Raw genomic sequence first — 20,450 nt, 5'->3', positions numbered from 1 at the left:
GAAGGCCGATCATGGGGCCCTGCCCCGCAGGCTGCTGCCCCACTCTGCCGCTTCGTGCATTGAGCGGACATGGCAGATTCTCCCGCGAGTTCTATCGAAGGCCCCATCCTCGTGCCGCTGCTGGGCGACCAGCTGACCCGCAACCTCGCCTCCCTCAGGGGGCGGGCCAAGGACGACACGGTCATCCTGATGATGGAGGTGTGGGACGAGGCGACTTATGTGCGCCATCACAAGCAGAAGATCGCACTGGTTTTCTCCGCGATGCGGCATTTCGCCGCCGAGCTGCGAGATGCGGGGTGGACGGTCGATTACGTAAAGCTAACCGACGAGGATAATGCCGGCAGCTTCACCGGCGAGGTCGCGCGGGCGGTAGAGCGGCACGAACCGCGCGCGATCCATGTGGTCGAGGCGGGCGAGTGGCGCGTGCAGCAGCAGATCGAGGAATGGCCGGACAAGTTCGCCTGCGAGGTCGAGGTCCTGTCCGACGACCGCTTCGTGTGCTCGCTCGCCGATTTCCGCGAATGGGCGGAGGACCGAGACACGTTGCGAATGGAATTCTTCTACCGGGAGATGCGCAAGGCAACCGGGCTGCTGATGGATGGCAACAAGCCCCAAGGGGGCGAGTGGAACTACGACAGCGAGAACCGCAAGCCGCCCAAGGAAAGGCTATCCGCGCCGCAGCGCCCGCTGTTCGAACCCGACGAGATCACGCGCGAATGCATTGAACTGGTTGAAGAAAATTTCGGCGATCATTTCGGCAGCCTCGAGAACTTCGGCTGGCCGGTCACTCGCGACGAAGCCGAGCAAGCCGCCGACGCCTTCTTCGGCGAGCGGATCGAGTGCTTCGGCCCCTACCAGGACGCGATGGTCGATGGGCAGGACGACCTGTTCCACTCGATGCTGTCCACCAGCATCAACCTCGGCCTGCTCGACTCGCTCGATCTCTGCCAGCGTGCCGAACAGGCATACAAGGAGGGCAAGGCCCCGCTCAACAGCGTCGAGGGGTTCATCCGCCAGCTGATCGGCTGGCGCGAATATATCCGCGGCTTCTACTGGCTGCACATGCCGCATCTCCAGAAGGCGAACGCGCTCAATGCGCAGCGCGCGCTGCCCGAATTCTTCTGGACCGGCGAGACCGACATGCGCTGCCTGGCGGACTGCATCCGCTCGACTCGCGACAATGCGCACGCACATCATATCCAGCGGCTGATGGTGCTGGGGAACTTCTGCCTGATCGCGGGCATCGACCCGCGCGAGGTGCAGGACTGGTATCTGGTGGTCTATGCCGATGCCTATGAATGGGTCGAGCTGCCCAATGTCGCGGCGATGATCCTCTATGCCGACGGTGGCAAGCTGGCGTCAAAACCCTATGCGGCCTCGGGCAACTACATCAACAAGATGAGCAATTACTGCTCAAACTGCACTTACAGCGTGTCGAAGAAGACCGGCGACGGTGCATGTCCGTTCAATTCACTCTACTGGCATTTCATGGACCGCCACCGCGACCGGCTGGAAAGCAATCACCGCATCGGCCGGATCTATTCCAACTGGGACCGGATGGGGGAAGTTCGCCAGCGCGATTATCTCGACACCGCCGAAGCGTTTCTCGACACGCTGAAGCCGGCGGATTCGGGCTGGGCCCGCGCCAGCTAGGCGGGCTGCGCCTCCGCATCCTCGCGCTTGGCCAGCTTATGATCGTCCTCGGCCAGGCCCGCCTTCCAGTAGCTGGAGATGTAGAGCGAAGGTCCGCGCAGACCCAGTCCGTCGCGAAGGAAGGCGCGCAGCTTGCGCATCGAGGAAAACTCGCATGCGGCCCACGCGGCCAGTCTGCCCTGGGGGAGCGTGACACTGCGCAATTCGTCGACCAGCAGGTCGGGCTGGCTGCCCGGCTTGCGGTTGACCAGCCAGCGGATTTCGACGCCTTTGGGCTTGTCCAGCGCGATCCGGTCGGCCTCGTTCTGCACCTCGATCACTGCGACACCGCGCGCATCTTGAGGCAGAGCGGCGAGGTTGACGCTGATCGCAGGCAACGCGGTCATGTCGCCGGTAATCAGGTAGAAGTCGTGATCCGAAGGAAGCGGCTTTGCGGCGCCGGGGCCGCCCACCTTTATCGTCTCGCCCGGCTCGGCGGTAAGCGACCAGCGCGTCGCCGGGCCAGCCGCGTCGCCGCCGTGCAGCGCGAACTCGATATCGAGTTCGCCGGGCCGCTGGTGACGGATGGTGTAGGTCCGCACGATCGGCTTGCCGGTTTCGCCCTCCCCCAGGAACAGCTTGAGATAGCCACCTTCTTGATTGGCCGGGAACCCATCGAGCCCCGGGCCGCCGATGGTGACGCGCTGGAGCGAGGGGGTGATGCGGTTGCGTTGGAGGACGGTCAGTTCGCGGGGTTCGGGTCTGGTGCTCATGGCGCGGCAGTTAGTGAGACTGCCTCGCAAATGCAAGAAGGCGGTGATCTCATTGCGGAGCCTTGCGACAATCGGGAACGGCACCGCCCTCCCGCCGATTGAAGAGGCAAACCCTTTCAAGGAAAGCGACCCCCCCCAATGAGCGACGTTACCACCATCAATCCCGCCAATGGCGAGCAGCTGGAAACCTACACCCACCTCACCCGCGACGAGGCCTTCGCGAAGGTCGATGCCTGCCATGAAGCCTTCTCGCAGTGGAAGTTGCGCAGCCTCGAAGACCGGGCCGAAGTCATCAAGAGCCTCGGCAAGGCGCTGCGCGACAACAAGGAAGAGCTGGCCCAGCTGATGACCGCGGAAGTCGGCAAGTTGATCGGCGACAGCCGCGACGAAGTGGAGCTGTGCGCCGCGATCTGCGACTACACCGCCGCTAACGGTCCCGAGGAGCTGGCCGACGAGCCGCGCGACCCGAACAATGCCGGGCGCGGTATCGTCACCTACTCGCCCATCGGCGTGGTGTACGGCATCCAGCCGTGGAACTTCCCCGCCTATCAGGTGATCCGCTACGCAATCGCCAACCTGATGACGGGCAATGGCGTGCTGCTCAAGCACGCGGCGAACTGCACCGGCAGCGGGCTGAAGATCGAGGAGATCTTCGCGAAGGGCGGGCTGCCCGAAGGCTTGTTCACCGTGCTGGTAATCGACCATGACCTGTCCGACGAGGTCATCGCCTACGACAAGGTGCGCGGCGTCACCCTCACCGGGTCGGACGGCGCGGGCAAGCACATTGCGGAAGAAGCGGGCAAGGCGCTGAAGAAGACCGTGCTCGAGCTGGGCTCAAACGACGCCTACATGGTGCTCGAGGACGCCGATCTGGACAAGGCGGTGGGCATCTGCGCGAGCGCACGACTCTACAATAACGGCCAGACCTGCATCAACGGCAAGCGCTTCATCGTGACCGAAAAGGTCTATGACGAATTCATCGAGAAATACGTCGCCAGGTTCGAAGCCGTGCGCGTAGGCGACCCGACGTCGGACGACAGCGATATGGGGCCGATGGCGCGCGAAGACCTGCGCAAGACGCTGCAGGAACAGGTCGACAAGTCGGTCGAGAATGGCGCGACCATCGCCTGCGGCGGGAAAATCCCCGAAGGCCCCGGCGCATATTATCCGGCCACAGTGCTGACCGATGTGGCCCCCGGCCAGCCCGCCTATGACGACGAACTGTTCGGCCCCGTCGCCTCGGTCATCAAGGCGAAGGACGACGAGGACGCGATGCGCATCGCCAACGACAGCCGCTACGGCCTTGGCGGCGGGATCATGTCGAAGAATGTCGACCGCGCGATCGAACTTGCCAGCAAGCACTTCGACACCGGCATGGTGTTCATCAACACCTTCGGGGTGGCCGACCCATCAATGCCCTTCGGCGGCGTGAAGAACTCGGGCTACGGCCGCGAGCACGGTGGCTTCGGCGTGAAGGAATTCGCCAACGCCAAGGCGATCTTTGTCGGCGCGGAGTAAGCAGGCAGCAACAGGGCCCAACCTTGTGATCGGCCATGCGGGACGGTAGCGTTTCGCATGGCCGATGCGCATTCCCACCAGCAACAGAAACCCAAGGGCCGCCCGCGCAGCGAGGAAACGCGCGAGGCGATCCTGCTCGCCGCCCTGCGGCTGCTGGTGCGTGACGGGTACGCGAACCTCTCGATAGAGGGCGTCGCGCGCGAGGCGGGAACCGGCAAGAGCACGATTTACCGCTGGTGGAAGGGCCGCAGCGATCTGGCGGTCGACGCCTTCTTCGCAGGGATCGACGAAACGCTCGACCTGCACGAAAGCGGTTCGGCCAAGGCCGATTTCCGCGCGCAGATCGCCGGTCTCGCCGATCAGTTGCGCGGTCCGAGCGGACAGGCGTTTGCCGCCATGCTGGCCGGCGGGCGGGAGAGCCCCGCAATGGCCGCAGCGGTCCGCAAGCGCTGGCTCGATCCACGGCGCGACTGGGCCCGAATGCGGATGGCGCGCGCCGCCGAAGAAGGACAGCTGCAGGACGGAGTAGAGCCGCGCGCGGCGCTCGCGCTGCTGTACTCGCCGATCTATTCGCCGCTGCTGTTCGGCAACGACATCCCTTCACGAAAAGACCTCGACGCCTGTTTCGAGCTCGCCGCGCGCGCGATCTTCGCGGGCTAGCGCATCCTGCCGAGCCGCTCGTGAAAGGCGGCTGCATCGTCGAGCTTGAACGCGACTTTCGCAATCGTCCGGTGCCTGCCGAGAACGCCCGGCACCACCATCGGCTCACGCAGGTCGATCATGATTTCGGGCCATGAGAGAAGCGCCGCGTTCAGTGTGGTCTTCGCCTTGACCTCCTCCGGCCCGGAGGGCCCGCGAACCTCGGCGATCTGCGCGAACGGGACCAGCACATCGATCAGGAAGCCCCCGCGCACCCGCACGCCTTCGTGCGTCAGCAGGACCGGGTTGAGGCGCAGGCTCTTTAGCAAGGCGAGCATCCACAGGATGCCCCACGCGCTGATCGCCAGCAGCACCCACGCAAGCTTGGGGCTCCAGAGCATGACCAGCATGTGAACCACGCCCAGCTCGATCAGCTGGAGAACCAGCAACACGCCCAGCATCGGGGTGAGATAGCGGTGGTAGGCAAAGCCGGTGGTGCCGGCGGGAATATCCGCCGGCCGGCCCCAGCTGAGCAAGGCGATGTGAAGCACCCGGGCTTCGGCGAGTGCGAGCGAGACGATGGGCGCGGGGAAGACATGCGCCAGCGCGCGGTCGAGCGATCCCGTCGCGCGCCACGCCTCCAGCGCCTTTCTTCCCGACCAGCCGAGATAGCCGATGATCGTCAGCACCAGGGCGAGCGGAACGGCGGGCAGCGCGAACAATGCCTCGCGCACCGGCCCCCGGCTCCCGACGAGAAGCACCAGAGCCGCGAGCGCGAAGGCGCCCAGCAACGCCCGGGCCCCGGGCCGCTTCGTTTCGTGCCTGGCGATCGCGCCCAGCGCGAGCGCGTCGGCCACGATCCAGCACAGGAGGGCCGCCCCGATGCCGGGATGAGACGCTGCCCAACCGCTCGCCGACAGCGCGAGCGCGGCGAAGACCGCGAGGGGCGGCAGGATCGTCGCCAGGGCGCGGCGCGAACCGATGGGGAATGCGGTCACCATACGCCCGTTCTACGCGATGCGCCGACCGCGCGCCACACTTGCGAGCCTAGCTCCCGCCCAGCGCCGCGCGCGCGGCCTCTTCCAGCCAGGCCTGCATGGCGAGCCACGGCCCCGGCCCCCAGCTGAGCCGCGCGACACCGAGCCCGGCCAGGTGCGGGACCGCAGGCACGCCTTCGCGCATCATCACGTTGACGGGTAGCGAAACCTCCCGGCAGAGATACTCGATCAGGCCCGCATCGGCGAGGCCGGGAACGAAGAAGCCCCGCGCGCCCGCCTGTGCATACAGCGCCGCGCGGGCGATCGCCTGTTCGACCAGTGCCGGGTCTTCGGGGTTTCCCCCCGCCATCAGCTTTGCCAGGAACAGGTCGGTGCGCGCATTGACGAAGAGGCCGCTGGCCGCGATCGCGGCGATCCGCTCGGCCTGCTGTTCGGCGGGATGGAGCCCCTCCCCCGCGACCACGCGATCCTCGAAATTGCAGCCAACGACGCCCGTTTCGGCGAGGGCCCTGGCATTCGCAGCGAGTTGCCGGGGCTTCTGCGCATATCCGCCTTCGAAATCGACCGTCACCGGCAGGTCGACCGCAGCCACGATCTCGCGCGCCGCACGCAGCAGATCGTCCAGCGGCAAGGCCTCGCCATCCTCGTAGCCATGGGCGCCCGCCACCGACATGCTGCCGGTCGCAATCGCGCTGGCCCCGGCTTTGGCGACCGCACGCGCCGATCCGGCATCCCAGACATTGTACAACAAAAGCGGATTGCCCGGTCGGTGAAGCGCCGCGAATGCGTCCAGAAACCTCATTGGTCCTGCTCCCGTCTGAGAAGCTCTTCCTTGATCCGTGTCCCGTAGGCGTAGCCCCCGGTCGTGCCGTCGCTGCGGATGACGCGGTGGCAGGGGATCAGCACCGCGACATTGTTTGCTCCATTCGCGCTGCCCGCCGCGCGAACCGCCTTCGGACTGCCCGCTGCCGCTGCGATTTCGGAATAGGTCCGCGTCTCACCCGGCGGGATGGCGCGCAGCGCTTTCCAGCACGCCTCCTGGAAAGCCGTGCCCTTCACGTCGAGCGGAATGTCAGGTCCGGTCCCGGGCGTCTCGACCGCGGCGATGACCTGTTCGAGCAGGTGCGCGAAATCCCGCCCGCCAGCGACCAGCTCCGCCTCGGGAAAGCGTGCGTGCAGTTCCGCCTCTCCTTCACCGAAGCTCAGGCGGCACACGCCCTTTTCGGTCGCAGCGACCAGCATCGCGCCGAGCGTGGTCTCGACCACCGCCCAGCGGATCGTCGCACCGCGCCCGCCATCCTTCCATGCACTCGGGCTCATGCCCAGTCTCCCTTCCATCGCGGCGTAGAAGCGGCTCGGCGCTTCGTAGCCTGCCTCGTAGATCGCGTCGGTAACGCTGTGCGATCCGGTCAGCGCATCGCGCGCACGCTCTTCCTTCAGCGCGCGGGCGTAACCGGCAGGCGAGAGGCCGGTGGCGCGCTTGAACACGCGCTGGAAATGGCTCGGCGAATAGCCGGTGATCGTGCCCAGCTCGGCAAGCGTGGGCGATTCGCCCGATCGGATCGCGTCGATCGCGGCGCGCACCGCCGCCTCGTCGCGCGCGACGTCGTCGGGCAGGCAGCGCTTGCAGGCGCGCAAGCCCGCTGCCCGCGCCTCAGCCCCGCTGGCGAAGAAGCGCACATTGGTGCGCGCCGGGTGACGGGCCGCGCAGCTAGGGCGGCAATATATCCCGGTCGAAAGCACGCCGGTGACGAAGTGCCCGTCGCACGCCCGGTCGCGCCGCATCACTGCCGCCCAGCGGGCATCGTCGTCGCCTGATGGAAGAGCCGTGTCGTTCGTCATACCGTGAAGCTTTAGACTGCGCGACGCATCGCCGCATCCCGAAGCTTGCGGCCAAACCCGCGCGCGGTCAAAAGGGCGCCGATGATGCGACTCCCGATCCTGCGCCTGCTGCTCCTCGCCATCCTGCTGGCTCCGCTCGCCCCCGGCGCGCCCGCCCACGCCGAGCCCGCCGATATCGACGCGGCCGCGCGCGGCGTCGTGCGGATCGTCATTTTCGACAAGAGCGACGAAGGCGGCGAGGAAGAGCTCTATCCCCTCAGCCACGGCACCGGCTTCGCGGTCTCCTCTCAGCGAATCGTCACCAATGCCCATGTCGTGCGCGAAGCGATGCAGCCCGGCCCGTTCGGGGAAGACCGGGTGATCGGAATCGTCCCGCCCGACGGCGGCGCATCCACCTTCGCGCGAATCGTCGCGATCGATCCGGGCACCGACCTCGCCCTGCTGTCGACCCAGGGATCGTTGCGCCTGCCGCCGCTGACGCTCGCGGCCAGCCGCCCCGCCGGCAGCGGCAGCGAAGTGACCTCGGTGGGCTACCCGATGAATGTCGACCGCGCGCAGGGCCTGTCGATCCAGGATATCGTGCGCTCCCAGCCGCCGGTGAAGAGCCGCGGCTTCATCTCGGGCGAACGGCCCAGCCGCCAGTTCGACACCATCCTGCACACCGCGCCGATCGCGCGCGGCAATTCGGGCGGTCCGCTGCTCGATACCTGCGGGCGGGTGCTGGGGGTCAACTCCTTCGGCGCGGAGAGCGACGGGACCGATGCCGAATTCTACTTCGCGGTCTCGAATCGCGAGTTGATGCCGTTCCTGCGCGCTCACGGCGTTTCCCCCCAGCTCAACGACCTGCCCTGCCGCAGCCTTGCCGAACTCGACGAAGCGGAGCGCCAGCGCCGCGCCGAGGCCGCCGCGGCCGCGCGCCAGCAGATGGAAGCACGCACCGAAGCGGCGAGCGAGCGGCGCTCGCGCCTCCAGCTCGAAGCCGCGCTGGCAGTGCAGGAAGAGCGCGAGAACCGGATCGCGATGGCGCTGCTGTGCCTGCTCGCCGCGATCGGGCTTGGCGTGCTCGGCTATGCGCTGTCCCAGCGCCGCGAGAAGGAACTGGCGGCGGGCGAGGCGGTGACCGAGCAGGAGATCGCCGAGGGCCGCGAGTGGGACGACGATGTCCGCCGGGGCCTGCCCGGCTGGGTCCCCTATGTGTGTTACGCGCTCGCAGCGGTGCTCGCGGTGACCGCCGCAGCGCTCTATCTGACGCGCCCCGGCCTCGATGCGATCGACCGCCGGGTGGCCGCGGGCCTGGAAGAGGAGACGGGCAGCGAACGCGCGGGCGACGATGCCTCGGCCGCGACCGCCGGGCGCTTCACCTGCATGCTGGAGCCTTCGCGCAGCCGCGTGACCGGAGAGCCTACGCGCAGCGTCAAGCTGCGTTGGTCGGCGGATGGCTGCGTGAACGAACGCACGCAGTATGGATTCGCGAACGGTCAGTGGGCGCGCGTCTTCGTGCCGAACGAGGAGGATATCGTGAGCGTCGCGCGCTACGATCCGCACACGCGCACCTATCGCGCCGACCGTTACCTGCTGTCGCGCGAGGCGATCGCCGCCGCCCGCGAAGCGCGGGGCAGCTATTCGGCGCCGTCGTGCGATACGGCCGACGGTGCCGCGAAGCTCGGCCGCCAGCAGGACGCCGTGCTCGCCGCCCTGCCCTCGCAACCCAACGAGCGGCTGGTCTATTCATGCCAGCCCGCAGATTAGCGCAAACACGAATCATCCCCCCTCGGCTTGCGCTTCGCGAACCCCGATGCTAGGCGCGCGCCATCCTTGCCTGAACGGCCTGCGTTCCCATGGATGCGGCCCGTATCGGCAAGCTTTGCAATCGTTTTTCCCGGACCCGAAGAGGACCCAGGCGTGGATATTTCCGCCGGTATTCAGACCAGCCTTGCAGGGCGCTACGCAGCCGCGCTGTTCGAGCTGGCCGCCGAAGACGGCGTGGTGAGCGCAGTCGAGAGCGATCTCGACACCGTGTCGACCGCTCTGGCGCAGTCGCCCGAGCTGACCGCGCTGACCACCAATCCGCAGCTTGGCCGCAAGGCCAAGATGGCGACCATCGAAGATGTCGCCAAGCTGCTGGAGGTCAATCCGCTGACGCGCCGCTTCCTCGGCGTGCTGGCGGAAAACCGCCGCCTTGCAGAACTGCCCCGGATGATCCGCGCCTTCCGCGACATCGCCGCCGCCCAGCGCGGCGAGGTGAGCGCCGAAGTGATCAGCGCGCATCCGCTGACAGAAGATCAGCTATCGTCGCTCAAGACAAAGCTGACCGCGCGCGAAGGCCGCACGGTCAAGCTGACCAGGAGCGTCGACCCCGACATGCTCGGTGGCCTCATCGTCACCATCGGCTCCAAGCGGATCGACGGATCGGTCCGCACCCGTCTCAACGCGCTTACGCAGGCAATGAAAGGCTGACAGTACTTCTCCGGAAGAACTGTCGATGAAAGGCTAAGGCAATGGATATTCGCGCCGCTGAAATCAGCAAGGTCATCAAGGACCAGATCGCCAACTTCGATTCGTCCGCACAGGAAAGCGAAGTCGGCACCGTGCTCTCCGTCGGTGACGGGATCGCCCGCATCCACGGGCTGGACCAGGTCCAGGCCGGTGAAATGGTCGAGTTCGACGGCGGCGTGAAGGGCATGGCGCTGAACCTCGAAGCCGACAATGTCGGCGTCGTGATCTTCGGCTCCGACACCAACATCAAGGAAGGCGACACCGTTCGCCGGACCGAAACCATCGTGGACGTGCCCGTGGGCAAGGCCCTGCTGGGCCGCGTGGTCGACGCGCTGGGCAACCCGATCGATGGCAAGGGCCCGATCGAAACGACCGAGCGCCGCCTCGTCGAACAGAAGGCCCCGGGCATCATCCCGCGTCAGGGCGTGAGCGAGCCTGTGCAGTCGGGCCTCAAGGCGATCGACGCCCTCGTCCCCGTCGGCCGCGGCCAGCGCGAACTGATCATCGGCGACCGTCAGACCGGCAAGTCCGCCGTCGCGATCGACACCTTCATCAACCAGCGCGACGCGCATAAGGGCGATGACGAGAACCAGAAGCTGTACTGCATCTACGTTGCGGTCGGCCAGAAGCGTTCCACCGTGGCGCAGATCGTCAAGTCGCTCGAAGAAAACGGCGCGATGGAATACTCGATCGTGGTCGCCGCGACCGCATCCGAGCCTGCGCCGCTGCAGTACCTCGCGCCCTACACCGGCGCCGCGATGGGCGAATTCTTCCGCGACAACGGCATGCATGCCGTGATCGTGTACGACGACCTTTCCAAGCAGGCCGTCGCCTACCGCCAGATGTCGCTGCTGCTTCGCCGCCCGCCGGGCCGCGAAGCCTATCCGGGCGACGTGTTCTACCTCCACAGCCGCCTGCTCGAGCGTGCGGCGAAGATGAGCGATGCGATGGGCGGCGGTTCGCTGACCGCACTGCCGATCATCGAAACGCAGGCGGGCGACGTGTCGGCCTACATCCCGACCAACGTGATCTCGATCACCGACGGTCAGATCTTCCTCGAAACCGACCTGTTCTACCAGGGCGTGCGTCCGGCCATCAACGTGGGCCTGTCGGTCAGCCGCGTGGGCGGTGCCGCACAGACCAAGGCGATGAAGAAGGTTTCGGGCTCGATTAAGCTCGAACTCGCGCAGTACCGCGAAATGGCGGCCTTCGCGCAGTTCGGTTCGGACCTCGACGCGTCGACGCAGAAGCTGCTCAACCGCGGTGCGCGCCTGACCGAGCTGCTCAAGCAGCCGCAGTTCTCGCCCATGCCGTTCGAAGAGCAGACCGTCTCGATCTTCGCGGGCACCAACGGCTATCTCGACGATGTCGCGGTGGACCGGGTGACCGAATACGAAACCCAGATGCTCAGCTTCATGCGCCACGAACATGCGGACGTCCTCAAGGACATCCGTGAAACCAAGAAGTTCGAAGGCGACATCAAGGACCGCACGGTCAGCGCGCTCGACGCGTTCGCCAAGCAGTTCGCGTAAGCCCTAGACAGACGCAGGAGCCGAAATGGCTAGCCTCAAGGAACTCAAGGGCCGGATCAAGTCGGTCAAGTCGACGCAGAAGATCACCAAGGCCAAGCAGATGGTCGCGGCGGCTAAGCTGCGCCGTGCACAGGAAGCTGCCGAGGCCGCGCGCCCTTACGCCGAGCGGCTCAATGCCGTGATGGCGAGCCTGGCGAGCAAGGTCGGCGACGGCGAGAGCGCGCCCAAGCTGCTGAGCGGCACGGGATCGGACCAGCGCCACCTGCTGGTGGTGGTCAACACCGACAAGGGCCTGTGTGGCGGTCTCAACGCCAACATCGTCAAGCAGGCGCTGCGCAAGGCAGCCGCGCTGCGCGACGAAGGCAAGCAGGTTGAGTTCTACCTCGTCGGCAAGAAGGGCCGCGCGCCGATCAAGCGCAGCAATGCCAGCGCGATCCTGAAGCACTTCGACACCTCCGACGTGCGCACGCCCGGCTTCGACGAGGCCGAGGCGATCGCCAACGAGCTGATCGAGATGTTCGATGCGGGCAAGTTCGATGTCGCGCACCTCGTCTACCCGATCTTCAAGTCGGCGCTGGCGCAGGATCCGACCGTGCAGCAGCTGATCCCCGTCCCCGCCCCGGCGGCGGACGAGGTGCAGGCAGGCGCGGGTTCGGGATCGGTCGTGGAATACGAACCGGGCGAAGAGGAAATCCTCGAAGAACTGCTGCCGCGCTATGTCCGCACGCAGCTGTTCGGCGCGCTGCTGGAGCGCGAGGCGTCTGAACAGGGCGCCTCGATGACCGCGATGGACAACGCTACGCGCAACGCGGGCGACCTGATCAAGAACCTCAACATCGAGTACAACCGCCAGCGCCAGGCGGCGATCACCACCGAACTGATCGAGATTATCGCAGGCGCCGAAGCGCTCTAGAGTTACGGACCAAGGAAACGAACATGGCCACCGCCGCAGACATGACCACCACCAAGCCCAACCTGACGGGCAACGGCACCATCTCGCAGGTGATCGGCGCCGTCGTCGACGTGCATTTCGAAGGCGAACTGCCGCCGATCCTCACCGCGCTCGAAACGAAGAACGGCGGTTCCACGCTGGTCCTCGAAGTCGCGCAGCACCTTGGTGAAAGCACCGTGCGCACCATCGCGATGGACGGCACCGACGGCCTCGTGCGCGGTCAGGACGTCATCAACACCGGCGCGCAGATCTCCGTGCCCGTCGGCCCCAAGACGCTCGGCCGGATCATGAACGTGATCGGCGAAGCGATCGACGAGCGTGGCCCGATCGGGGCGGAAAAGTCCAACCCGATCCACGCCGAAGCTCCCGAGTTCGTCGACCAGTCGACCGAATCGAGCATCCTCGTCACCGGCATCAAGGTGATCGACCTGCTCGCGCCTTACGCGAAGGGCGGCAAGATCGGCCTGTTCGGCGGCGCCGGCGTCGGCAAGACCGTGCTGATCCAGGAACTGATCAACAACATCGCGAAGGGCCACGGCGGCGTGTCGGTGTTCGCGGGCGTGGGTGAGCGTACCCGTGAAGGTAACGACCTGTACCACGAATTCCTCGACGCAGGCGTCATCGCCAAGGATGCCGACGGCAACGCGACCAGCGAAGGTTCGAAGGTTGCGCTCGTCTTCGGCCAGATGAACGAGCCTCCCGGTGCGCGTGCCCGCGTGGCGCTGTCGGGCCTGACCATGGCGGAATATTTCCGCGATGAAGAAGGCCAGGACGTGCTGTTCTTCGTCGACAACATCTTCCGCTTCACGCAGGCCGGTTCTGAAGTGTCCGCTCTGCTCGGCCGTATTCCTTCGGCCGTGGGCTACCAGCCGACGCTGGCAACCGACATGGGCAACCTGCAGGAACGCATCACCTCGACCAACAAGGGCTCGATCACCTCGGTGCAGGCCATCTACGTGCCGGCCGATGACCTTACCGACCCTGCACCTGCCACCTCGTTCGCCCACTTGGACGCAACGACCACGCTGAACCGCGCGATTTCGGAGCTGGGCATCTACCCGGCGGTCGACCCGCTCGACTCGACCTCGCGCGTGCTCGAGCCGCGCATCGTGGGCCAGGAGCACTACGAGACCGCGCGCAAGGTCCAAGAGACGCTGCAGAAGTACAAGAGCCTGCAGGACATCATCGCCATTCTGGGCATGGACGAGCTTTCGGAAGAAGATAAGCTGACCGTCGCCCGCGCGCGCAAGATCCAGCGCTTCCTCTCGCAGCCGTTCCACGTGGCCGAGGTGTTCACCAACATCCCGGGCCAGTTCGTGCAGCTCGAAGACACGGTCGCCAGCTTCAAGGCGGTGGTCGACGGCGAATATGATCACCTGCCGGAAGCCGCCTTCTACATGGTTGGCGGGATCGAACAGGCGGTCGAAAAGGCCAAGAAGCTGGCCGAGGACGCTTAAGCGGACATGGATGCGGAGCGGCAGGCTTCGGCCCTTTTCGGGGTCGACTTGCTGCTCCGGCGGCTTCTGCAGCTCGCGATCGCCGATTTCCTGCTGATCTCGGCCTTCGATATCCATCGCTGGCGCCGCGAGAACTGGCAGCTGTTCGAGGACATGTTCCGGATCGCAGCGGACCGCGTGTTCGACCAGCCCGCCCAGCCGATCTGGCTCTACGCCTTCGCCTTCCCCTTCGTGGCCGCCAATTTCGGCTGCATGGTCCAGTGGTTGCGGGGCAAGCGGGCGCCGATCATGCTGCCGCTGTTCGTGATCAGCGCGCTCGCGATCGCCGCCATGCCGCTCGCCGGATGGCAGATGGTGATCCATCGCATGATCTGGCCGGACATCCTGAGCTTTATCGGCTATGGGCTGGGCGGCGCCATCGCAATCATCATCGGGCTGCGGCTCGACAGCACATCGCAGGCTGCCGCGACCGCGCAGCTGAAGAATACGGAGATCTGATCCAATGCCGCTCCATTTCGAACTGGTGACCCCCGCCCGCCACGTCCGTTCGGACGACGTGCACATGGTTGTCGTGCCCGGCACCGACGGGCAGTTCGGCGTGCTCGAAGGCCATGCGCCCTTCATGTCGACGATCAAGGACGGCGCGGTGCAGATCTACAAGACTGCCGGTGCCAGCCCCGAGACGATCGAAGTGCGCGGCGGCTTCGCCGAAGTGGGCGAGAACGGCCTGACGATCCTCGCCGAACACGTCGAGAGCTGAGCGAACTTCATAGCGGTTCTTCCGCATGGCCCGCATTTCCATGACGCCGCCGCTGGTACGGCTGATGCGCTTCACCCTCGTCGTGTGCATCATCGTCGCCTTTGTCATTGCCATCATGCCGGGCGGCAGCGGGCCAGGCGGTCTGAACGACAAGCAACTTCACGCGCTGACCTTCTTCGGCCTCGGCGGGCTGACGGGGGCGGGTTTCCGCAAGCGGGGCATGGTGCCCCTGTTCCTGGCGCTGACCTTCCTCGGCGGATTGATCGAGATCGCGCAATGGGCGACCGACTGGGGACGGTCCGCCGAGTGGGCGGACCTGTTCGCAGACATGATCGGAGCCTCGGTCGGCCTGATCGCCTCGCGCATCATGACCCGGAAACCCCGGCCTGTGGTCGATGGTACGGTAAGCGCCTAACTGCGCGTAGGCGCGTGGAAATCGGGCGGCTTGTCCGCGATCCACCGGACGAATTTCGCGACCGCTTCCTTCTCTTTCAGCCTTGCTGGATCGTCACCGATGCGCGCCAGCTCGGCATTGGTGAAATTGGCGTGGATCGTGCGGTGACATATCGGGTGCACCGGTACGGTCGTGCGGCCCTTTTTCGCCTTGGGAACGGGGTGGTGCCATTGCAATCGGGTCGCGATGGCTCGCCCGCATAACCAGCAGGTCAGGGGGCCGCCATCGCGCCCGTTCGCATGGGCATCACCGTCAGTCGTAATAGAACAGCTCGTTCGCGACGCCGCCGTAGGAACCGCCCGCCGTCACATCGACCGATTCGACCTTGGCGGTGCAATTGCGCTCGGCAATGACGTCGCCGCCGCGCACCACCATCACGCCGTCGGTGAATTCGGGCTTGTTGCCCTCATCATCGAACCCGGTGCGCACCGTTCGGCTGTAGACGATGTAGCGCACGCCGCCGTTGGCGAATTCGATCTGCGATTCGCCACCGCCCGAATAGGGCACGTTCGCAAAGCGACCACCGTCGAGCACGATCTCCGGCTTGCCAGCATTGCCGAAGCGGTATTGCGCAGTCTTCTGGCCCTGCGCATTGGTCACGCCGCACACCGCGAGCCGCTTTGTGCCGGCGGTGCAGGAGAACAGTTCCTTCTCGTCCGCCGCGCAGGCAACCTTGGCTACGGCCGGTGCAGCCGCGTCCGTCGAAGTATCAGCCTGCGCCGCGTCCTCGCCTGCTTGGTCAGCGGCGCCAGCCTCTTTCGCGGGCGTCGATGCCTCATCGGCAGTCGCCTCGCTCGCGCCCTCGGGTGCTGTATCGCCATTTTCAGCCGCGCCATCGCCGCAAGCTGCCAGTGTGAGGGCCAGTGCGCCCGTCAGAATTACTCTCTTCACTTGATTCCTTCTCGTTTCTTTTTCTTCATCGTGTCGTGGAATCGATCTGCCCAGCCGGGTTTGATCGACTGTTCGGCGCGTTCCATTCGCAATTCGCCCGCCGCGACATCGCGCGTGACCGTGCTGCCCGCTGCGACAATCGCATCGGCGCCGATCTTGACGGGCGCGACCAGAGCGGAGTTGGAGCCAATGAACGCCCGCTCCCCAATCACGGTCTTGTACTTGAAATAGCCGTCGTAATTGCAGGTGATCGTGCCCGCGCCGATATTGGCACCGGCACCGACTTCGGTATCGCCGAGGTATGTGAGGTGGCTGGCCTTCGCACCCTCGCCCAGCGTCGCCTTCTTCATCTCGACGAAATTGCCGACGAAGGCGTCCTTTTCCAGCACCGCGCCGGGGCGCAGCCGAGCATAGGGGCCGACCTGCGCGCCCTCGCCCACGCTAGCCCCTTCGAGATGGCTGAACGCCTTTATATGCGCGCCGTCGGCCACGCGCACGCCGGGGCCAAAGACCACGTTGGGATCGATCGTCACGTCCCGGCCGATCTGGGTATCGTAGCTGAAGAAGACGGTTTCGGGCGCGCGCAGCGTTGCGCCGTTTTCCATCGCCTCCTCGCGCTTCAATTCCTGCCACTGCGCTTCGGCGCGGGCGAGTTCGGCGCGGCTGTTGATGCCGGCAACCTCGCCCGGATCGCTCGCGGTCACCGCCGCGCAGGTCTCCCCGTCGGCGATCGCGATATTGACGATGTCGGGCAGGTAATATTCGCCCTGCGCATTGTCGTTGCCGACGCGGCGCAGCAGGTCGAACATGTCCTGCGCGCGCGCGGCCATCAGGCCCGAATTGCACAAGGTGCAGGCGCGCTCCCTCGCGCTCGCATCCTTGAACTCGACCATCTTGGAGATGCGCCCGTCCTCGTCCGCGATCACGCGACCATAGGAAAGCGCGTCGTCGGGCTCGAAGCCCAGCACCACCACCTTGGGCGCATCTTCGGCATGCAACCGGTCGAGCATCGCCTGCATGGTCTCGCCCTTCACGAAGGGCACGTCGCCATAGAGGACCAGCACGTCGCCGGAGAAATCGCCCAGCGCGTCTTCGGCCTGCTGGACCGCGTGGCCGGTGCCCAGCTGCGGTTCCTGAACACGCGTCTGCGCATCCTCGCCCAAGGCCTCTTCCAGCTGCTCGCGACCGGCACCCACGACCACGACCTTCTTCTTCGGCCCCAGCGGATCGAGCGAGTCGATCAGGTGATGCAGCATCGCCCGGCCCGCAATCGGGTGGAGCACCTTGTGCAGATCGGACTTCATGCGGGTGCCCTTGCCCGCGGCGAGAATGATGGCGGCGAAATCTCTCATAAGCCGCGCTGTGCCACCATCGGCTTGCAGAATGAAGAAGCTTTCGCCACCGGTGGGCGGATGAGTGATTTTCCCTTCGATGCGATCGGCCTCGATCTCGACGGCACGCTGCTCGACACCAAGATGGATCTGGCCGCTGCGGTGAACCATGCGCTGGCCGAGGGTGGCTACCGCCAGGTGCCCTCCGAAGAGGTCGAGGGGCTGATCGGCGGCGGGGCGAAGGTCATGCTCGCCCGCGCGATCGAGAGGCAGGGCGGCAGCATGGCTGAGGAGGATTTCCGCCCGCTCTACAAGAGCCTGCTGCGCTATTATTCCCAGCACAACGCGGTCCACACCGCGCCCTTCCCCGGCGTGATCGAGACGCTGGACGCGCTCGCGGAAATGGACGTGAAGCTGGCGGTGGTGACCAACAAGTTCGAAGGCTTCGCCGCCGACATCCTCGGTTCGCTCGGGCTGAGCGACCGCTTCGTCACGCTGATCGGCGGAGACAGTCTGGGCAAGGATGCGGACGGCAATTTCCGCGCCAAGCCCGCCGCCGATCCCGTCCTTGCGGCGATGGAGCGATGCGGTTCGCGGCGCTTCGCCTTCGTCGGCGACAGTTCCTACGACGTCATGGCCGCGCGCGCGGCGCGCGTACCGGTGATCGCGGCGGGTTACGGCTATTGCGACAAGCCGGCGGACGAACTGGGCGCGGATGCGGTGATCGCGCGGTTCGACGAATTGATCCCCGCGCTCAGGAAAATCGACCAAGCCGCGCGTCCAATCGACGAAGCCGCGCGATGACCCGTCGAACGGCATTGGCGAAGGCGCGCCCGGTGGAAACTATCGCCGCATCTGATACTGGTTCGAAACGGCTTTCCTCGGAGATTGCACATCATGAAATCCGCATCCGTCCGCACGCTCGCAGCATCGCTGGCACTGTCCGCAGCCTGGGCACCCGCCCTTGTCTCACCCCTTTCCGCACAGGATTCGAACACCGTCATGGAGCCTGAATACGAGGCCGAAAACGATCCCTTCATCTGGCTGGAGGAAACCCGCAGCGATCGCGCGCTCGAATGGGTCGAGGCGGAGAACGAGAAGACCGTCGCCGCGCTCCAGTCCGACCCCCGGTTCGAGGAACTGAAGGCCGAAGCGCTCGCCATCTACGACGCCGAAGATCGCATCCCCGGCGTCGCCTTCACGCCCCACGGCATGGTCAATTTCTGGCAGGACGCGAAGAACCCCAAGGGCATCCTGCGTATCACCACGCTGGAAAGCTGGCGGACCGACAATCCGGAATGGGAGACCATCCTCGATGTCGATGCGCTGGCCGTCGAAGAGGGCAAGGAATGGGTCTATGGCGGGATGAGCTGCCTGCCGCCCGACGGCACGCACTGCATGGTCTACCTCTCCGATGGCGGGAAGGACGCCAGCGTTGCGCGCGAGTTCGATATGGCCACGCGCAGCTTCGTGGATGGCGGGTTCGAACTGCCCGAAAGTCAGGGCAGCGCCGGCTGGGTGGACGAAGATACGCTGCTGATCAGCCGCGATTTCGGCGAAGACACCGTCACCGATAGCTTCTACCCCTTCACCACGCGCGAATGGAAGCGCGGCCAGTCGATCGACGAAGCCAAAGAGATTTTCCGCGGTGAGAAAAGCGATGTGTCCGCCGGCGCCTACCTGCTGCGCGATAGCAGCGGCACGATCCACGGCCGGATCGCCTATCGCGGTGTGTCCTTCCACGAGCGCGAGTATTTCTTGGACGTCGACGGCGAGTGGGTGAAGCTGGACCTGCCTAAAAAGGGCAGCCCCTATGGCATCATCGACGGGCGCATCCTGTTCTCGACCGATGTGGACTGGGAAACGCAGGGCAAGACCTTCCCCGCCGATGCGCTCGTCTCCGCCGATCTGGAAGAATGGAAGGCGGACCCCAACGGCGCGGAGCTGTCCCTCGTCTGGGCTCCTGGCGACCGCCAGACCAAGCGCGGGGCGGGCAGCAACAAATCCAGCCTCTACGTCAACCTGCTCGACAATGTGCGCGGCAAGGTGCTGAAGTTCGATTTCGAGGATGGCGAGTGGGTCAGCCAGGAGATCGCGCTGCCCGAAAACGCCACGGTCGGCGTCACTGCCTCGTCGGACGAGACCGATCAGATCATGTTCTCCTCGACCGACTTCCTGACCCCGTCCACGATCTATTACGCCGAGGACGGCGTGACGCTGGAAAAGGTCAAGGAAAGCCCCAGCCGGTTCGATGCATCCGGCATGGAGATCGAGCAGTTCGAGGCGACCAGCACCGATGGCACCAAGATCCCCTACTTCCTGGTCAAGCCCAAGGGCATGACTATGGACGGGACCACGCCCACGCTGCTGTATGGCTATGGCGGGTTCCAGGTGCCGCAGCTGCCATCCTACCTCGGCTCCACCGGCAAGATGTGGCTCGAACGCGGCGGAGCCTACGTGCTCGCCAACATGCGCGGCGGGGGCGAGTTCGGCCCGAACTGGCACCAGAGCGCGATCCGCGAGAACAAGCAGCGCACGTGGGACGATTTCATCGCCGTGGGCCGCGATCTGGTCGCGCGCGGGATCACCAGCCCCGAACATCTCGGCGTGCAGGGCGGCTCGCAGGGCGGGCTGCTGGTCGGCACCGCGTTCACCCAGGCGCCTGACCTGTTCAACGCGGCGATCGTCCAGATCCCGCTGTTCGACATGCTGCGCTACCAGTATATCGGCCGCGGTGCCTCGTGGATCGGCGAGTATGGCGACCCGCGCATCCCCGAGCAGCGCGAATGGATCGAAGGCTATTCACCCTACCAGAAGCTGCTGGAACAGAAGGACTACCCCAAGCCCTTCTTCGTCACCTCCACCGCCGACGATCGCACCCATCCCAGCCATGGCCGCAAGGCCGCGGCGCGGATGGCGGCGCAGGGCGACGACTACCTCTATTACGAGGACATGCAGGGCGGCCATTCGGGCGGCGTCGACAACGAACAGCGGGCCAAGCTGCGCGCGATGCAGATCGTCTATCTCCTCCAGCAGCTGGCGGACTGAGGCAGCGGAGGACAGCGCTCGATCCTGCTCCCCTCCCTTGAGGGAGGGGCTGGGGGTGGGGGTTCGGCCCCGTCTGCCAGCCCCCGACACCCAAAAAATCCACCCCCCACAAACGGGTGGAGTTAAA

The 20,450-nt window shown here is 65.7% G+C and carries 20 protein-coding genes; 13 read left to right on the top strand and 7 right to left on the bottom strand.

Features of this window, described 5'->3' with window-relative positions; genetic code table 11:
• The first annotated feature begins 69 nt into the window (after positions 1–69).
• Positions 70–1,653 (top strand): cryptochrome/photolyase family protein, encoded by a 1,584-nt coding sequence (locus ACYQ0L_RS13495; protein WP_459789828.1) that lies wholly within the window; start codon positions 70–72, stop codon positions 1,651–1,653.
• Here ACYQ0L_RS13495 and ACYQ0L_RS13490 read toward each other — a convergent pair.
• Positions 1,650–2,405, bottom strand: coding sequence for a siderophore-interacting protein (locus ACYQ0L_RS13490; protein ID WP_459789827.1), 756 nt, complete (start codon positions 2,403–2,405; stop codon positions 1,650–1,652). The genes ACYQ0L_RS13495 and ACYQ0L_RS13490 overlap by 4 nt on opposite strands.
• Before the next feature lie 138 nt (positions 2,406–2,543).
• Here ACYQ0L_RS13490 and ACYQ0L_RS13485 point away from each other — a divergent pair, with 138 nt between their 5' ends.
• Together ACYQ0L_RS13485 and ACYQ0L_RS13480 are read left to right on the top strand one after the other, a co-directional pair.
• Positions 2,544–3,923 (top strand): NAD-dependent succinate-semialdehyde dehydrogenase, encoded by a 1,380-nt coding sequence (locus ACYQ0L_RS13485; RefSeq protein WP_459789826.1) that lies wholly within the window; start codon positions 2,544–2,546, stop codon positions 3,921–3,923.
• Positions 3,924–3,980: 57 nt separating this feature from the next.
• The gene (locus tag ACYQ0L_RS13480; protein ID WP_459789825.1) at positions 3,981–4,583 is read left to right on the top strand and encodes a TetR/AcrR family transcriptional regulator; all 603 of its coding nucleotides are present in this window, start codon (positions 3,981–3,983) and stop codon (positions 4,581–4,583) included.
• Here the strand turns inward: ACYQ0L_RS13480 and ACYQ0L_RS13475 are convergent.
• The 3 genes from ACYQ0L_RS13475 to ACYQ0L_RS13465 are packed head-to-tail and all read right to left on the bottom strand — an operon-like array spanning position 4,580 to position 7,402.
• Positions 4,580–5,563, bottom strand: a complete 984-nt coding sequence (locus ACYQ0L_RS13475; RefSeq protein WP_459789824.1) for a hypothetical protein — start codon at positions 5,561–5,563, stop codon at positions 4,580–4,582. The two genes, ACYQ0L_RS13480 and ACYQ0L_RS13475, sit on opposite strands and share 4 nt — an antisense overlap.
• A gap of 46 nt (positions 5,564–5,609) precedes the next feature.
• Entirely contained in the window at positions 5,610–6,362 is a 753-nt protein-coding gene (locus ACYQ0L_RS13470) for an isocitrate lyase/PEP mutase family protein (protein ID WP_459789823.1), read from the bottom strand.
• Positions 6,359–7,402 carry a bifunctional transcriptional activator/DNA repair enzyme AdaA gene (locus ACYQ0L_RS13465; RefSeq protein WP_459789822.1) on the bottom strand — a complete coding sequence of 348 codons (1,044 nt, stop codon included), beginning with the start codon at positions 7,400–7,402 and terminating at the stop codon, positions 6,359–6,361. Before ACYQ0L_RS13465 ends, ACYQ0L_RS13470 begins: the two co-directional genes overlap by 4 nt.
• A gap of 81 nt (positions 7,403–7,483) precedes the next feature.
• On the opposite strand from ACYQ0L_RS13465, the gene ACYQ0L_RS13460 reads away from it, so the two are divergent.
• From ACYQ0L_RS13460 to ACYQ0L_RS13425, 8 genes are all read left to right on the top strand, one after another.
• Positions 7,484–9,151, top strand: coding sequence for a S1C family serine protease (locus tag ACYQ0L_RS13460; RefSeq protein WP_459789821.1), 1,668 nt, complete (start codon positions 7,484–7,486; stop codon positions 9,149–9,151).
• Positions 9,152–9,304: 153 nt separating this feature from the next.
• A complete protein-coding gene (locus ACYQ0L_RS13455) occupies positions 9,305–9,859 on the top strand; it encodes a F0F1 ATP synthase subunit delta (RefSeq protein ID WP_459789820.1) in 555 nt (184 codons plus the stop codon).
• 41 nt (positions 9,860–9,900) lie between these two features.
• Entirely contained in the window at positions 9,901–11,430 is a 1,530-nt protein-coding gene (gene atpA, locus ACYQ0L_RS13450; protein WP_459789819.1) for a F0F1 ATP synthase subunit alpha, read from the top strand.
• Positions 11,431–11,455: 25 nt separating this feature from the next.
• The gene (locus ACYQ0L_RS13445; protein ID WP_459789818.1) at positions 11,456–12,343 is read left to right on the top strand and encodes a F0F1 ATP synthase subunit gamma; all 888 of its coding nucleotides are present in this window, start codon (positions 11,456–11,458) and stop codon (positions 12,341–12,343) included.
• Between the two features lie 41 nt (positions 12,344–12,384).
• Positions 12,385–13,839: a F0F1 ATP synthase subunit beta gene (gene atpD / locus ACYQ0L_RS13440; protein ID WP_459789955.1), complete on the top strand. Its 1,455-nt coding sequence runs from the start codon at positions 12,385–12,387 to the stop codon at positions 13,837–13,839.
• Between the two features lie 6 nt (positions 13,840–13,845).
• Positions 13,846–14,337, top strand: coding sequence for a hypothetical protein (locus ACYQ0L_RS13435; protein ID WP_459789817.1), 492 nt, complete (start codon positions 13,846–13,848; stop codon positions 14,335–14,337).
• A gap of 4 nt (positions 14,338–14,341) precedes the next feature.
• A complete protein-coding gene (locus ACYQ0L_RS13430) occupies positions 14,342–14,599 on the top strand; it encodes an ATP synthase F1 subunit epsilon (RefSeq protein WP_459789815.1) in 258 nt (85 codons plus the stop codon).
• A gap of 25 nt (positions 14,600–14,624) precedes the next feature.
• Complete coding sequence (locus ACYQ0L_RS13425; RefSeq protein ID WP_459789814.1) at positions 14,625–15,014, top strand: VanZ family protein; 390 nt, start codon at positions 14,625–14,627, stop codon at positions 15,012–15,014.
• Here ACYQ0L_RS13425 and ACYQ0L_RS13420 read toward each other — a convergent pair.
• Genes ACYQ0L_RS13420 through glmU form a run of 3 tightly spaced genes read right to left on the bottom strand, consistent with a single transcriptional unit; the run spans position 15,011 to position 17,296 of the window.
• Positions 15,011–15,268 (bottom strand): HNH endonuclease, encoded by a 258-nt coding sequence (locus ACYQ0L_RS13420; RefSeq protein ID WP_459789953.1) that lies wholly within the window; start codon positions 15,266–15,268, stop codon positions 15,011–15,013. The genes ACYQ0L_RS13425 and ACYQ0L_RS13420 overlap by 4 nt on opposite strands.
• A gap of 37 nt (positions 15,269–15,305) precedes the next feature.
• On the bottom strand, positions 15,306–15,944 hold the full coding sequence (locus ACYQ0L_RS13415; protein ID WP_459789813.1) for a hypothetical protein: 639 nt from the start codon (positions 15,942–15,944) through the stop codon (positions 15,306–15,308).
• Positions 15,941–17,296 (bottom strand): bifunctional UDP-N-acetylglucosamine diphosphorylase/glucosamine-1-phosphate N-acetyltransferase GlmU, encoded by a 1,356-nt coding sequence (gene glmU, locus ACYQ0L_RS13410; protein WP_459789812.1) that lies wholly within the window; start codon positions 17,294–17,296, stop codon positions 15,941–15,943. The genes ACYQ0L_RS13415 and glmU overlap by 4 nt, the downstream gene beginning before the upstream one ends.
• A gap of 60 nt (positions 17,297–17,356) precedes the next feature.
• Between glmU and ACYQ0L_RS13405 the strand changes: the two genes are divergently transcribed.
• Entirely contained in the window at positions 17,357–18,079 is a 723-nt protein-coding gene (locus ACYQ0L_RS13405) for an HAD hydrolase-like protein (RefSeq protein ID WP_459789811.1), read from the top strand.
• Positions 18,080–18,172: 93 nt separating this feature from the next.
• Positions 18,173–20,323 carry a prolyl oligopeptidase family serine peptidase gene (locus tag ACYQ0L_RS13400; RefSeq protein WP_459789810.1) on the top strand — a complete coding sequence of 717 codons (2,151 nt, stop codon included), beginning with the start codon at positions 18,173–18,175 and terminating at the stop codon, positions 20,321–20,323.
• Positions 20,324–20,450: the final 127 nt, after the last annotated feature.

This window comes from Alteriqipengyuania triglochinis, from assembly GCF_054655655.1.
The sequence above is the reverse complement of the archived record's forward strand: the minus strand, read 5'-3'. Positions and strand labels throughout refer to the sequence as shown.

What these genes read in the sequence shown, in the direction of transcription:
- ACYQ0L_RS13425 (WP_459789814.1), top strand. Translation starts at nt 14,625, where the DNA reads ATGGCCCGCATTTCCATGACGCCGCCGCTGGTACGGCTGATGCGCTTC.
- ACYQ0L_RS13405 (WP_459789811.1), top strand. Translation starts at nt 17,357, where the DNA reads ATGAGTGATTTTCCCTTCGATGCGATCGGCCTCGATCTCGACGGCACG.
- ACYQ0L_RS13470 (WP_459789823.1), bottom strand. Translation starts at nt 6,362, where the DNA reads ATGAGGTTTCTGGACGCATTCGCGGCGCTTCACCGACCGGGCAATCCG.
- glmU (WP_459789812.1), bottom strand. Translation starts at nt 17,296, where the DNA reads ATGAGAGATTTCGCCGCCATCATTCTCGCCGCGGGCAAGGGCACCCGC.
- ACYQ0L_RS13480 (WP_459789825.1), top strand. Translation starts at nt 3,981, where the DNA reads ATGGCCGATGCGCATTCCCACCAGCAACAGAAACCCAAGGGCCGCCCG.
- atpA (WP_459789819.1), top strand. Translation starts at nt 9,901, where the DNA reads ATGGATATTCGCGCCGCTGAAATCAGCAAGGTCATCAAGGACCAGATC.
- ACYQ0L_RS13485 (WP_459789826.1), top strand. Translation starts at nt 2,544, where the DNA reads ATGAGCGACGTTACCACCATCAATCCCGCCAATGGCGAGCAGCTGGAA.
- atpD (WP_459789955.1), top strand. Translation starts at nt 12,385, where the DNA reads ATGACCACCACCAAGCCCAACCTGACGGGCAACGGCACCATCTCGCAG.
- ACYQ0L_RS13490 (WP_459789827.1), bottom strand. Translation starts at nt 2,405, where the DNA reads ATGAGCACCAGACCCGAACCCCGCGAACTGACCGTCCTCCAACGCAAC.
- ACYQ0L_RS13465 (WP_459789822.1), bottom strand. Translation starts at nt 7,402, where the DNA reads ATGACGAACGACACGGCTCTTCCATCAGGCGACGACGATGCCCGCTGG.
- ACYQ0L_RS13435 (WP_459789817.1), top strand. Translation starts at nt 13,846, where the DNA reads ATGGATGCGGAGCGGCAGGCTTCGGCCCTTTTCGGGGTCGACTTGCTG.
- ACYQ0L_RS13445 (WP_459789818.1), top strand. Translation starts at nt 11,456, where the DNA reads ATGGCTAGCCTCAAGGAACTCAAGGGCCGGATCAAGTCGGTCAAGTCG.
- ACYQ0L_RS13460 (WP_459789821.1), top strand. Translation starts at nt 7,484, where the DNA reads ATGATGCGACTCCCGATCCTGCGCCTGCTGCTCCTCGCCATCCTGCTG.
- ACYQ0L_RS13495 (WP_459789828.1), top strand. Translation starts at nt 70, where the DNA reads ATGGCAGATTCTCCCGCGAGTTCTATCGAAGGCCCCATCCTCGTGCCG.
- ACYQ0L_RS13475 (WP_459789824.1), bottom strand. Translation starts at nt 5,563, where the DNA reads ATGGTGACCGCATTCCCCATCGGTTCGCGCCGCGCCCTGGCGACGATC.
- ACYQ0L_RS13400 (WP_459789810.1), top strand. Translation starts at nt 18,173, where the DNA reads ATGAAATCCGCATCCGTCCGCACGCTCGCAGCATCGCTGGCACTGTCC.
- ACYQ0L_RS13430 (WP_459789815.1), top strand. Translation starts at nt 14,342, where the DNA reads ATGCCGCTCCATTTCGAACTGGTGACCCCCGCCCGCCACGTCCGTTCG.